Origin of the sequence: Paenibacillus macerans (assembly GCF_900454495.1) — a bacterium.
Lineage (GTDB): Bacteria > Bacillota > Bacilli > Paenibacillales > Paenibacillaceae > Fontibacillus > Fontibacillus macerans.
The window spans coordinates 1,550,866-1,563,849 of sequence record NZ_UGSI01000002.1; the positions used below are offsets into that span (position 1 = coordinate 1,550,866).

A 12,984-nucleotide genomic window follows, 5' to 3' on the forward strand; every position below is an offset into this window, starting at 1 on the left:
CCTCAGTTTAAAAATCCGCCGTTTCTCAGCATCTGTTCGATTTCATCCTTGGTCATCAAGCCGGAAGAGTTCGAAGAATAGGACTTCTCCTGAGCCCGGGGGTGTGCGGCATAATGCCGGGACAACTCCTTGTTGTCCGGGGAGGGGAGGACCACGAAATACCGTTTGCCGTCTTTTTCGTACAAAACCGTGTACTTCACCTCATGATCGGAAATCAAGTGCTCGTGCAGCTTCTCGCCGGGGCGGATGCCGACAACCCTAAGCTCCGTGTCCCGTTTGCCGTATTTCTCCACGATGACTTCCGCCAGGTCGGTAATTTTGCAGGCCGGCATATCCGGAAGGAAGATTTCCCCGCCGAGCCCGTCGGTTAAAGCGTCCAGCATCAGCTCCAAGGTGACGTCGCCGGTGACGAAATAACGGGTCATCGCTTTGTCGGTAATGCCGATCCAGTTGTTCTGGCGGATTTGGTCTTTGAACAGCAGCACCACACTTTCGCTCGTTCCGATCACATTGCCGCTGCGGACGGAGATAAATCTCGTATGAGTGCTGACCGAGTCGGCGTACAGCACCAGCTTTTCCCCGATCGATTTGGTGAGCCCGTAAAAATTGGACGGATTCGCGGCTTTGTCCGACGAGACGTTGATCACTTTTTTGACGTTGCCGCGGATCGCCGCCTCGATCAGGTTTTGGACGCCCAGTACGTTGGTTTTCAGCGCTTCAAGCGGCTGGTTCTGGCAAATGTCGACATGCTTCAGGGCCGCCAGGTGAAACACATAGTCGATCCCGTCGCACGCTTCGATAAGCGCGTCCTTATCGCGAATATCCCCCACTTTGAAGGTTAATGCCGGATGAGCCAATTCGCGGTGCATTTTAACCTGATGGGATTCGTTGCGGGAGTATACGATGATTTGGTCCGGTTCGTACGTCAGAAGCTTTTTCACCAGCCCGTATCCCCATGAACCGGTTCCTCCGGTCACCAAAATTTTGCTGTTTTTAATGATGTCTCTCACTGTTCTCCCCCCTCGTTCAAATTGGATACGTAACGAATTCCGTGTAAAATCTGTTTCCATTGCTGGTCATTGCCGCTCCATTTATCGAGATCGGACAGCTGAATGGCGCAGACTTTCTCGAGCGGCCAGTTGAGTTCTACGATGCCCCTTACCTGTGTGTGATTGACGAGCAGCACCCGGAAATCGTGTTTGACGGCGCGGCGCAGCGTCTTCTCCAGCAGCTTGGCTTCCTCCAAAGTGCCTTCGGTGCGCACGAACAAAATCCGCCGGCTCGTAGAGAGTTTGTGCAAAAACCGCTGGATGCGCCGGTCATATTTGGCCTTCACCTCAGGATAAGCGGCAAGGTCGGCGACCGTATTTTTGCCTGCTTCGAAATCGTGGCTGGAAATGATGGAATTCGCGTCATCCGTCACCCAGATCATCCCGGTTTCCGTTACCCCGCCTACCCGTAAATTTTCCAGCTCCATAAATCCTTTGAACCTGGTGTCGATCAGCCGGCAGACATCGTCAAGATTCGGCGAAGCCACCCAGTCGAATACGCCGGCGTAGGGACGGAGATTGTTTTTCTCGAGCTGCAGCGAAGACAAACATAGGTCTCCCAAGCTGAAAACCGCATCGTAGCCGCCTTTTAAATCTGCCAGTTTCATCTCTTCATCTCCTTTCCTTGTTTCGTGAATTCTGCTCCTGCCAACCTGCTTTTCTATGAATCTGTTTCCCGCTCTATCACGCTCACCTCGCTCTATCGTTTTCTGATACTATGAAATGCAAGATTCTCTGCATCTGCTTGGGTGCTCATATGAACTTTTAAAAAAATTACTAGTTTTTGATTTTCAGAGATAAGCGTACAAGCACGGCAGTTCGATAGAAACATAGATTAATAGAGAACACGGAAAAGAAAGGAGTTGGCGATAGGGATGCCGGTAAAATTACTTGTGATCGGGGTTCCGGAGTCCGGTCTTGGAGAGATGAATTACCTGCTGGCGCAGCTGCTGCCCCTGCGCAAGGGAGAATGGGTGAACCAGTGGGAGGGGGACGTTCAAGAAGAGCTGTTGAAATTGAAATCCGGGGAAATCCGCTCGGGGCACCTCTACCACAGTGAGACGATAAAGCGGTTTTTGGATGCGCAGCGAGTTCGCCGGATATTTATGGTGAGGGATCCGCGCGACATGATCTTGAGCATGCTTCTCTCCATTTTGAGGAACCCCGAACATCCGCATCAATCATATTTCCGCCAGCATTTTAAATCGATGGATGAGCGTCTGCTCCGGATGATTAACGGTTTTATGGAAAGCCGGGCCGTCTCCAAGCAGTACGGAGAGGTGCAGATTGGCTATGGGGACATCAATGAGCATTACAACCGGTATTTGCGGTGGATGGACGATCCCGGTACCTTGACGATTCGTTATGAACAGGCCGCCGGCGATCCCAAGCTGCTGCACGGCGAGCTTGCGCGGGTCGTGGATTATGTGTGGCCCGATCTTCAGGAGGGGGGGCGGAAGTTCACGAAGGAGCAGTATCTCCAGCGGATCAGCCGCTTGAAACTGGTGAAGCCTAAACATCATTTGCCGCCAGGGAGATGGAAAAAGGCGTACACCCCAGAGACGATAGCCGCATTCAAAAAGGTTGCGGGCGAACTGCTTATTTACTTGGGGTATGAACAGGATTTTGATTGGTGAAAAAAGAAGCGGACCATGAGGTGGCCTTCCTGCAGGCGAGGGGAAGGCCTGTTTTTTAGGACTATATCGATAATTACGGTTATTTAACCGGAAGTGCAGTCGGGCATTTGTTTAAATTGCAAACTGAAATATGCCGTCAAAACCGTAAGACTCTTGTATGGATCCAATGGCCGGCGAGTAGTCTATAAACTTAAGTAAGTATAAAGATGGCTCAAAACCGAGATCAGTGCTTGACAAAATAAATTATGATAGCGTTCGTGTCTTGGTATCCCTGCATGCTGCTTTGCACGATTATCCCTTTTGCTCATGGGGGAGAGTTGGGGCTAGTCACGTCCTTTCATTTTTCCCGGTGTCTTGCCCCCATGCCTCCCGTCAGGTCTGCATCAACTTTCCTAAACCTCCTTCTCACAAACCTGTCTAACGATCTCGAACATATCTGCTTCTCCCAAACCTATTTTCTTCTCTGCTTCCGGATCAAACGGGATAATCGTGCAAAATGTTTAAAAAGAACTAAGAAATGATCCTTTAGCCAATGCTATTTGACAGAGTTGCCGAAAAAATAGGTGGGGAATATAACGCTCATAGAAAGTAGGGTGAATATATGAATAAAGATTTTCTTTACAGTAAGCCATATGTTCCAGGAATAATAGACGATACACCAGTGGATTTGGATATTGAATTGAAGAGATATAACGCTTTTCCTTTTCTTTGAACAGGCCGATTATGATATGGGAATATTTTAAATTGGATTGAACAAAATCCCAAAAATATTCCTAATGCAACAGGCCTGTCGTAGACTACGAGTTTCGGAGAGTCAATTGACCGTATCCAAAAAAAAGCATATAGTTGTAATATACATAAAATTCCAATACGAACAATATTGTGGATTTTATCCTCCATTACAAATAGGAAGGAGTGGTTAAATTGAACTCATCTACGATACTTGCAGAAGTTTTGTTATATATGAAACAAAATTATTTAAACACAAGACAGTTTGCTTTGAAACTGGATATTAACGTAGGAACGTGCAGTTATTTGTTAAATGGTGCTCGAACGCTAACCGCCGATCATTTGGATCGGATTACGGAAGTATTGGGATTCCCCAAAGGACACTTTTATGAAAACTATATTCATGAATATCTCCAAGATCTCGATCCCAACTGGCGCAGGATTGGTCCCTTCCTTCGTAAATGTGCGGAAATAGGCAAGTTGGACTGTATCCGGGAAACAGTAAGTTTATTATTAGATGATTTGACGTATACCACCCCGTTATTTGATATGGCGGAAGAGTTGTTCGAAAACGGCAACTATGCGGCAGCGGAAATACTGTATGAAAATGTGGCCATGAGCGAAAAAAGGCAGTATTCAGAACGCTTGGCCTTATGTGAATATCGGCTGTTCAAAATCCGGATCGGGGAAGACCAAGTGCGGAATCTCAAATTTGCCTACCAATTTGAACCCTTCGTTGACCGGCTGGATGAAGTCCGGCAGCTGGATGCCCTGAAGGATTTGGCCAACTTGTATCGTTCCGTTCGCCAATGGGATCGAGTTGAAGCATTAGCCCATGAGATGGAGCATAAAGCAAAAATATTATACTTTAACGAAAAACGATCCGCGGCAAAATTTCAGGAAATGCAGCGCAAATTAAGCAGGCCGCTGTTTGTATACATTGCCTATGCCAAACTGTTATGTGCTGATGTTTGTGAAGGTAGGAATGATTTTGAAAAAGCGCTGCAATATACTTATGAATACGCGGATTTAAGCTGGGTAAGAGAAACGGATGCGGATACCAAGCACTGGTTGGATTTATTTCAAAAGTGGTCGCAGGCCAATACCTATGCCAATAAACTTATGGGAGGCGATATCGGAGTTTTGCCGGAATATGTAGAGTATCTCCGTCAACACCCGGTAGAGATTCTACAGGGATTATTTAATATTTTGTATGCAGCTAACCGACATCAAATGGATGTGGATCATATCCTCCAACAATTTAGTTCGGAAATAGAAGCTTATGAACGTCAGCAAACAAATGATTTTTATATGAGTCAGGTGATACCTGATTACTTTAACAAGTTTTTGTACGATCTTACTTATTATTATGTGCGTAAAGGTGATTACGAAAACGGATTCAAATATATGATGCCGGGTCTGGAAAATTCAGTTATGATTAATAAAGAAGATAGTATTATTAAGTTTATGGTTTTATTTGAACAAGTTAGACACATAGCGTCTGAAGAATTATGTTTAAAGTACAAGAACATAGTTAGTGAGGTGCGTCAGGTCGTATGAAGAATAAAATAGCTATCGCAGCGGCTATGCTTGTATTTTTAGTTTTTGCTATTTCCGACGCAAGTTTTATTCATCAACCTACTGTCATAACCTATGGTCAACACGGTGGTGCGTAGATTTCATTAATCTCGATATATCCGGTTATGAGTTATAAGGCCGTCCCTAAAGTACTTGCTTGAAAAATAAAGAAAAGGCGATGCAGATGATTTTCTGCATCGCCTTTTCCCGTTAATCTATTGCCGCTTACCTGGCCGGAATCCGGTTGTTAATCGGACAAGCCCGCCTTGCTGAGCAGCAGATACAGCGCCGAGGCGGCAGTTTCGCGCGTGGCGGTGACGTTCGGGCGGAAGTAGGTTCCGCCGTCAGCGTCCACACCGCCGATGATACCGGCGGCCGTTAACGCCCCAACGCTGTCTTTGGCGTAATCGGCAATTTCCGCCGCATCGGTGTAAGCGGCGGCCGGCGAATCGGCCTGCGGCAGCTTGGCTCCCGTAAACGTCAAAGCTCTTGCCAGAATCGCCGCCATTTCCTGACGCGTTACGCTTGCGCCGGGAGCAAACACGTTTTGGCTTTTGCCGTGGATGATGCCGGCTTCATTAGCGGCGGCGATATCTTCGGCGAACCAGTCGGTCGTCTTCACGTCGCCGAACCGGGCGGCAGTGCCATGCGCTTTAAGGCCCAGCGCCCGTACAAGCAGGGATGTGAATTCCGCGCGGGTCAAGTTGCCGTTTGGCAAAAACTTGCCGGCGGAAGTTCCTTCAATGATGAACTTGCTTGCCAACGCCTGAATATGCTCCGCTGCAGGCGAACCGCCAATATCATCGAATTGAATCGTACGTGTGACGGCGGCGTACATGGAAAATCCAGGGCGGTTTACCGTGACCAGCGTCGTCTTGTCTTCCCGGGCCGTGAATACCGAAGCGACCGGTCTGACTTCACCGTTCTCTTCATAAAGGACTCCGGCCGTGCCCGGCTCAATTTGCCCCGGTACGGTGAACGCCCGCTTGATGAAGGTGCCGGCCGGCACCTTGAGCGGCGTGCTTCCGGCCTCGGCAACCCAGTTCGCTGCAAAAAGAACCGGCGTTCCGAGGACCGTTGCTCCGGGAGCATGCTCCGTAAAGGCGGCTTTGCCGGATTCGGACGGTTCGATGATCAGATCGAGCCAGGCGGAAGCCGGAGCTTGCCCCAGCAGGCTAACCGGCAAAGCCAAAGCGGAGCCCGCTGCGCTAAACACGATCACGCTTTGCGGATGCAGGGCGGCCAGCTGCTTGACTTGCCCGGCTGTGAACGACGCCTTGGCGTTTGTCACGTTTGTACCCGGCAAGCTAAGCACGATCGCGGCCGGCGAGCCGGATCCGGCCGAAGCCAGCGCGGCGCTCAGTTCGCTGTCCCCCACCGTGGCTGCCGTGACGCCGCCGTCCGCAGTCGTCTTGGCGGTGAGATTTACCTGCTTATGGCCCGGGGCAATGACAGCTTCCGCTACGGCGCTCAAGCTTGCCGAAGGTGCGGCGGGAGCAGCCGGATTCGTCACGGAACTATTGCCTTTGTCGCGGCCACCGCCGCCACCGCCGCCGCCGTTTCCACCACCGCCACCGCCGTTGCTTCCCGTGGAGTTGTCCACCCGGAAGGAGTTGACGTTGTTGTACATAATTGCCGTGCCATCCTTTCTCACGGCTATTTGATAGTTGCTGTCCAACTGAAGAGCGTAAATCCAAATTTTATAAATGCCGTCCTTCAGGTGCCGGGTGACCGGCTGGCCTTGACCATCGAGGATCAAATTGCCGTTCGCGTCGACGGGGTAATACGCGCTGCCGATTCCTTCGAAGGTATAAACCCCTGGCACAAAACGGTCGTTAATGTCCTCGGTAACCTGATCCCCGATCAGCCCGAGCAGTTCGTCATTCACATTGTACACGCGAATTTGTAAAAAATTCGTATCCGCGGCCGTCAGTTTAAAGCTCAAATCGGTCGATTTTTGCGTGCTGCGGTTCGGGTAAACGATGGAGTTCGTAACCTTGGCCTCCTGAATGCCGAATCCGTTCGCCGGCGGCTGCTTATCGACGTAAACCACAAATGGCAGATGCAGCTCCGGCAAGCCCGGATTCGCCAGGTTGACCTGTCCTTCATAAAATCCGCTTGCGGCATCGGAAGCCGCCGTTAAGGTCAACTGGAACGTAGCGTTCTCCCCGGCGGCGGCGGTCAACGCAGTTAGGTCAAGCGCGGCCTCCACGCCGTCATGACCGCCGTGCCACACAACAGATGCTTCATAACTGACTTCTTGGTTCGACGTATTTTTCAGCTGCAGGACATCGGTTTGGCTCGAGCCGGGAGCAACGACGCCGAGGCTTGCGGATGAGTTATAGTTCACGACATTTTTGCGGTTGAAATTCGGATCAAGGATCGTGATCGGCTCAACGGCCTGCAGCAAAGCGGGCGTCTCGACCGCGTTTGCCACATTGGCGCGCCCGGCCCCTTGCTGATATACCTTATACAAGCCGCCGTCGCCGTTTTCCAATACATCGGCGGTATTAGCTAATGCCGCGCGAACGTCAAAAGGCGTCCAATCCGGATGCTCCTGCAGGAGCAGCAGCGTCAAACCGGCCACATGCGGAGCCGCCATGCTGGTGCCGCTGCTGCGCATATAAGCCTGGTCGTACGCGGCGCCCTCCACGAGTTTGCCGTAGGCCGGATAACTGGACCTAATGTTGACGGCAGGGGCGAGGATGTCCGGTTTGATGCTCAGGTCGCCGTCGGCGTTTGGCCCCCAAGAGCTATAGGCGTACAAGGAGTCTCCCGGAACGATTTCCGACGGATACTCTCCGCTGAAGGTAAAATTCAGGGCGAGTCCGTCATTTTCCGTCAAGGCCCGGGCCATCGCGCGTCCGTCCTGTCCCCTGAGGTCAAAGGTCGGAATATAGCCAAAAGAATCGCCTTGAGGCAGGTTGATATGCCCGTCGTACTCATCCGGGATTGCATCGCTTAACTCGGCATTTTTGCCGCTGGCGTCAGCCGTGCCGTTAAAAATGGCGATAGCGACCGCTCCGTGCTCCTTGGCGTTGGCGATTTTGTAGGCAAAAGGTTGGGCGCCGCGGGAAACCAAAACCACTTTGCCTTTGACATCCAAGTCCGCGTAGTCTTCATCGCTGCCCAGGTTGGCATAGACGACCTCCAGTGGCTTCGTACCCAAAATGTTGCGAAAATCATCCTGCATCGTTTCCCATGCCATGACGTTAAAATTATAGGTTGCATAAGTTGCCGAAGTGGCCGTGGACGAAGCGGAGCCCGGCGAATCAGGCGATTCGGATAAATCGGCAAATTTGGAAGTCAGGGTGCCCGAATAATGCAGACTGTCGGTGTCTACGCCGCCGACCGCAATCGCCAGCTGAGCCGTAGCCGGCGAGCCCATGCTGTAATACCCCGGCCCGGCGTTGCCGTTGGCGACGACCGCCACGACGCCCGACAATACGGCGTTGTTGATGGCGACGGCATCCGGCGAATTGACGTCTTTTTCGGAGTCGGAGCCTAACGACAGGTTGATCACATCCATCCCGTCCTTGACCGCCCGTTCAATGCCGTCGATCACCTGCGCGGAGGAGCCGCTGGTTTGGGAAGGATTTTCCTGGCTTCTTCCCAGCACTTTATAGGCGTATAGCTCAGCCTCGTAAGCAACGCCTTTTTGCACGACGTCGCTCTCTGTATTGGCGGCCCGCCCTACGATCGTTCCGGCCACATGGGTGCCGTGCGAGGTCCCTTCAAACCCTGTGCCCAGCGGATCATCTTCTATGGGGATCGGCGGTTCCTCATAAGGGTCGTTGTCGTTGTAAAACGAGTCATAGCCGCCTTTATAAGCGCCTGCGATATCGGGATGCAGGTAGTCGACGCCGGTATCGATCACCCCGACCTTCAGGCCTTTTCCTGTAAGCCCTTTTTCCCATGCAAGGTCGGCTCCGATTTGCTTGATCGGATTGATTTCGAACGGAGCGCCTTCTTCTATTGCAGCCGTTTCCAGCGGAACCGGATACCATGTGCTGTTCTCATGGATCGATTTGATGCCGGGGATGTCCGCCAGCTTCGGGATTTCATTGGCCGGAATCGTAATTTCAAAACCGTTGAGCACGGTGTCGTACTGATAGTTGACGTCCAGATCCAGGCCTTGATCGGCTGCGGTATGTAAAAATTTCTGCTGTTCTTTGTTGACCGTAGCTTCCGTCGTTACTGCAGCCAAGGAACGCATGCCGGCTTTGGCTGCAAATTTTCCGGCCGCGGCAGGTTGGCCGTCAAGCTGAACGATAATTCTGACCGGTTCCTTGGATGACGTATCGATATGAGGCGATATGAGAGGTTCCGAAGCTGTTGCTGTTGCGGACGTTGAAACCTGACCGATTGACGGCAAGGGCGCCGAGCCCGAAGCTGCGGTTGTACCGGGGAAAGCTCCTGTGGCGGTCAGCCCCAGGGCAAGCAAATAGATGAGCCATATACGAAAACGAATTCTGCTTATCAACTCTATCTCCTCCCAGAAACAAAAATTGGTTACTCACGAGCGTTGCGGTTATTACACATGCATGAAGCCGATGGGACCGGGTATAACTCAATGCCCCCCCTTCTTATATGTGAATATAGTAGAAATTCAAGAAGATTCTACCATCTGTAAGCTAAATTAACTATATCACTCTAGGTACGTTTCTGAAAAGATAGAGTAGGCGGAGAATGGTATACTGAAATGGTACAAAGTGTTCCGTGAATCTAGCTTTTAGGGAGGGCAGCGCCCGATGCGAGATTTTTCGACGATAGCATATTTGCTGGAAGGAAACCCAAGGCAGCGAGAGGCTTACAAGATAATGACGGACCTGAAGATTATGGACCTGCTCGCACCCTTCCATCCCGTATTGGCCGGAACGATTCCGCTCGGCATCGACCTGCCGGCCAGCGATCTGGACATCATCTGCGAGGTTTACGACCACGGCAAGTTTCAGAGAGACGTGCAGCTAATGTTTGGCAGGTACGAGGATTTCCGGTGCAAGTCGAAAACTGTCAACGGTATGATGCGGACGGTAGCGAATTTTGCGGCCGGCGGGTTCCCGTTCGAAATTTTTGGCCAGTCCGTGCCGGTCACCGGGCAAAATGCCTATAAACATATGGTGGTTGAGCATCGTATTTTGGAAATGGCCGGACCCGCTGGGCCACGGGAAATTCGCAAGAGAAGGTGGCAGGGCATGAAAACGGAGCCGGCGTTTGCCGATTGGCTTGGGTTGCCCGGTGACCCTTATGCCGCTTTGCTGGAGTTGTACGATTGGGAGGACCGGAGGTTGGCCGAATTTGTAAGTAGGGGTGGTATGCATGATCAGTAAAAGCAACGCGGAGCATTACATCTGGGGGGAACGCTGCGACGGATGGAGACTGGTGGACCGGGAAGAAATGAGCGTCATTCACGAAAAAATGCCCCCAAACACCCGTGAAACCAGGCATTTTCATATCAAAGCAAGCCAGTTTTTCTTCGTATTATCCGGATACATGCACATTGAAGTCGACGGAACGGAACATCTTCTTCAAGCCCATGAAGGGATCGAGGTCCGGCCGGGAACTCCACATCAGGTGTTCAACAAATCAGAGCACCCGCTCGAGTTCCTCGTCTATTCGCAGCCGAATACGCGCAACGACCGGGTGCAGGCTTGATTCATAATTTTTTATGCGGGAGTTAAAAGGAGGAATGGGAAATGTTCAAGCATCACGCCGAGTCCATCGAAAAGCTCAAAGCCAAGCTGGCCGACAGAGAGGACATTTTGGCTTTATTGATATCGGGTTCGATTGCGCATGGATTCGCCAAAGCTTCCTCGGACGTAGACGTAATGATGGTCGTGTCCGACAAGGAATACGCCCGGCGCTTGAGTACCGGCGAGCTCACCTATTGGGAGAATGAAGTGACGGAATATGAATCCGGCTATGTAGATGGAAAATACATCTCCTACGGCTTCCTGCAACAGGTGGTGGAGAAAGGGAGCGAGCCTGCCCGCTTTGCTTTTGAGGGGGCGATCCCTTTTTTTTCGAAGGTGGACGGGCTGGAAGAACTGCTCGCGGAGATTGTCCGGTATCCGGTGGAACGGAAGCAGGAAAACATAGCCCGCTTTTTGGCCCAACTGGAGGCGTGGAAATGGTACTCCGCGGAGGCATTCAAGCATGATAACCTTTATTTGTTGCAGCATTCCGTCAACAATTTGGTGCTGTTCGGCGGACGTTTGATTTTGGCGCATAACGAAATGCTCTACCCTTATCACAAATGGTTCCTGAAAGTACTGGAAAATGCGCCGCATAAACCGCACGATTTGCTGGGGTTAATCGACCGGATGCTTAAAGCGCCGACGGCCGATCATATCGAGGAGTTTTACCAGTCCGTCAAGACGTTTACCGATTGGGGAAGCGACGGACGAAGCTGGCCGTCGCGGTTTATGGAGGACAGCGAATTGAACTGGCTGCACGGCTATACTCCGGTCAACGATATCTAGCTTAGCGAAAAATAAAGGAAAAAAATGTTTCTATTTCGGCGCGATCATATATTTTAAATATAATAGCGGAATTTTATGGCGCTATTTCCCTGAATCGCAGGGACATGGCCCCCGTTTACCCTACCCGTTGGAAAATAAGACCATAAAATTCCGCTAATGGTAACAAGCGTGCGCAAATTCGGAAAATAAGAACATAAAGTTCCGCTATATTCAAACGCTAATCCAGCCCAGGCTATAGTCCAGGCAGAGCTTGTGATCAGAAAAAGGGACGCCAAATTTTTCATCAATAGTATCGACAGCGGCGGTAAATTAGGGTATACATAAAATCATTAATAAAGGAGGCGAAGCGAGGAATGGACTATAGATATCCGATCGGCAAATTTGAATTTACGGGGAAAATTTCCACCGCCCAGCGGGAGCAATGGATCCGGGAAATCGAGACCCTGCCCGCGAGAATGAGGCAGGCGGTCGAAGGGCTTAGCGAGGATCAATTGAACCTGCCATACCGGGAGGGAGGTTGGACGCTGCGGCAGGTCGTGCACCATGTGGCCGACAGCCATATCAACGCTTATACGCGGTTTAAGCTGGCGTTGACGGAAGACAACCCGACGATTCGCCCCTATTTCGAAGACCGGTGGGCGGAGCTGCCGGATTCCATGGCGGATATTGGGGTTTCGCTGGCCCTGCTTGAGGCGTTGCACCAGCGATGGGTGATTTTGCTGAAAGCGCTGAGCGAAGCGGATTACGAGCGGACATTCCAGCATCCCGAATCGGGCACAACAACCAGTCTGGCTTATAATCTCGGCACTTACGCCTGGCACGGCAATCATCATCTGGCTCATATTACGTCATTAAGAACGAGGCTGGTTCTTTAGACACTATAGACAGAACGGGAACGGAGAATCCCGAAGACTTTGGAAGGCGTTGGACAATGAAGACGATCTCTTACCGGAAATCCGTGGCATGGGGCAAAACGCTGGGCAGCTTGCTTTTTGTCCTCGTCTGTCTGTTTTTGCTGTACGCGGCTATATTTATAGATGTTAGCCCGGTCCGCCTGTTTTTTTGCATCACTTCGGCCATAATCGGGTTGCCGTTTTTCGGGGGCTATTTCGTTGCGTGCTTCCCCAGAGCTCTGCGGTCCGATCCGCGCCTGCTCACCTATGATCAGCGAACGATTTCGGATGGAACGCGCACCGTCGCTTGGCCGGACATTTCGGGCATCAGCTACAATGGTCCCTCGATCCGAAAGTGGTTGCTCCCTCAGTTCCCGGAATTGATTTTTCACCTTAAGAACAAGGAAACCTGGACCGTGAGCACTTATTATTTGCTGACCGATACCGAAATCCACGCGGTCATGAAGCTTTTGCGCGGCCTGATCAGCCGAAACGGAAAAGAATAGTCCGCTAAACCGCCTATCTTTGAAATCGGCGCTTGGCCGCCGGCTGCGGGAACGGCCGGCAGGCGGGCCGTCGGCCGTCGGTCTTCGGTCTTCGGCCATCAAAATAGCGG

General features: G+C 51.3%; 10 protein-coding genes. 7 read left to right on the forward strand and 3 right to left on the reverse strand.

What is annotated here, in order from left to right:
- Window positions 1-2: 2 nt before the first annotated feature.
- Window positions 3-1,001, reverse strand: coding sequence for a polysaccharide biosynthesis protein (locus DYE26_RS30190; RefSeq protein ID WP_036627650.1), 999 nt, complete (start codon window positions 999-1,001; stop codon window positions 3-5).
- Window positions 1,002-1,006: 5 nt separating this feature from the next.
- Window positions 1,007-1,657: a DUF1796 family putative cysteine peptidase gene (locus DYE26_RS30195; protein WP_036620237.1), complete on the reverse strand. Its 651-nt coding sequence runs from the start codon at window positions 1,655-1,657 to the stop codon at window positions 1,007-1,009.
- A 267-nt stretch (window positions 1,658-1,924) separates the two neighbouring features.
- Here DYE26_RS30195 and DYE26_RS30200 point away from each other — a divergent pair, with 267 nt between their 5' ends.
- Window positions 1,925-2,686 (forward strand): sulfotransferase domain-containing protein, encoded by a 762-nt coding sequence (locus DYE26_RS30200; RefSeq protein WP_036620240.1) that lies wholly within the window; start codon window positions 1,925-1,927, stop codon window positions 2,684-2,686.
- Window positions 2,687-3,601: 915 nt separating this feature from the next.
- Window positions 3,602-4,975 (forward strand): transcriptional regulator, encoded by a 1,374-nt coding sequence (locus DYE26_RS30205; RefSeq protein WP_227872927.1) that lies wholly within the window; start codon window positions 3,602-3,604, stop codon window positions 4,973-4,975.
- Window positions 4,976-5,240: 265 nt separating this feature from the next.
- On the opposite strand, the gene DYE26_RS34625 is transcribed toward DYE26_RS30205, so the two are convergent.
- Window positions 5,241-9,476 carry a S8 family serine peptidase gene (locus DYE26_RS34625; RefSeq protein ID WP_051985299.1) on the reverse strand — a complete coding sequence of 1,412 codons (4,236 nt, stop codon included), beginning with the start codon at window positions 9,474-9,476 and terminating at the stop codon, window positions 5,241-5,243.
- A 268-nt stretch (window positions 9,477-9,744) separates the two neighbouring features.
- On the opposite strand from DYE26_RS34625, the gene DYE26_RS30215 reads away from it, so the two are divergent.
- The 5 genes from DYE26_RS30215 to DYE26_RS30235 all read left to right on the forward strand — a co-directional run bounded on the left by DYE26_RS30215 (window position 9,745) and on the right by DYE26_RS30235 (window position 12,874).
- Complete coding sequence (locus DYE26_RS30215; protein ID WP_036620247.1) at window positions 9,745-10,323, forward strand: DUF4269 domain-containing protein; 579 nt, start codon at window positions 9,745-9,747, stop codon at window positions 10,321-10,323.
- Window positions 10,313-10,648 carry a cupin domain-containing protein gene (locus tag DYE26_RS30220; RefSeq protein WP_036620250.1) on the forward strand — a complete coding sequence of 112 codons (336 nt, stop codon included), beginning with the start codon at window positions 10,313-10,315 and terminating at the stop codon, window positions 10,646-10,648. The genes DYE26_RS30215 and DYE26_RS30220 overlap by 11 nt, the downstream gene beginning before the upstream one ends.
- 41 nt (window positions 10,649-10,689) lie before the next feature.
- A complete protein-coding gene (locus DYE26_RS30225; RefSeq protein ID WP_036620252.1) occupies window positions 10,690-11,475 on the forward strand; it encodes a nucleotidyltransferase domain-containing protein in 786 nt (261 codons plus the stop codon).
- 353 nt (window positions 11,476-11,828) lie between these two features.
- Window positions 11,829-12,350 (forward strand): YfiT family bacillithiol transferase, encoded by a 522-nt coding sequence (locus tag DYE26_RS30230; RefSeq protein WP_036620253.1) that lies wholly within the window; start codon window positions 11,829-11,831, stop codon window positions 12,348-12,350.
- A gap of 56 nt (window positions 12,351-12,406) precedes the next feature.
- Window positions 12,407-12,874, forward strand: a complete 468-nt coding sequence (locus tag DYE26_RS30235) for a DUF5381 family protein (protein WP_036620255.1) — start codon at window positions 12,407-12,409, stop codon at window positions 12,872-12,874.
- Window positions 12,875-12,984: the final 110 nt, after the last annotated feature.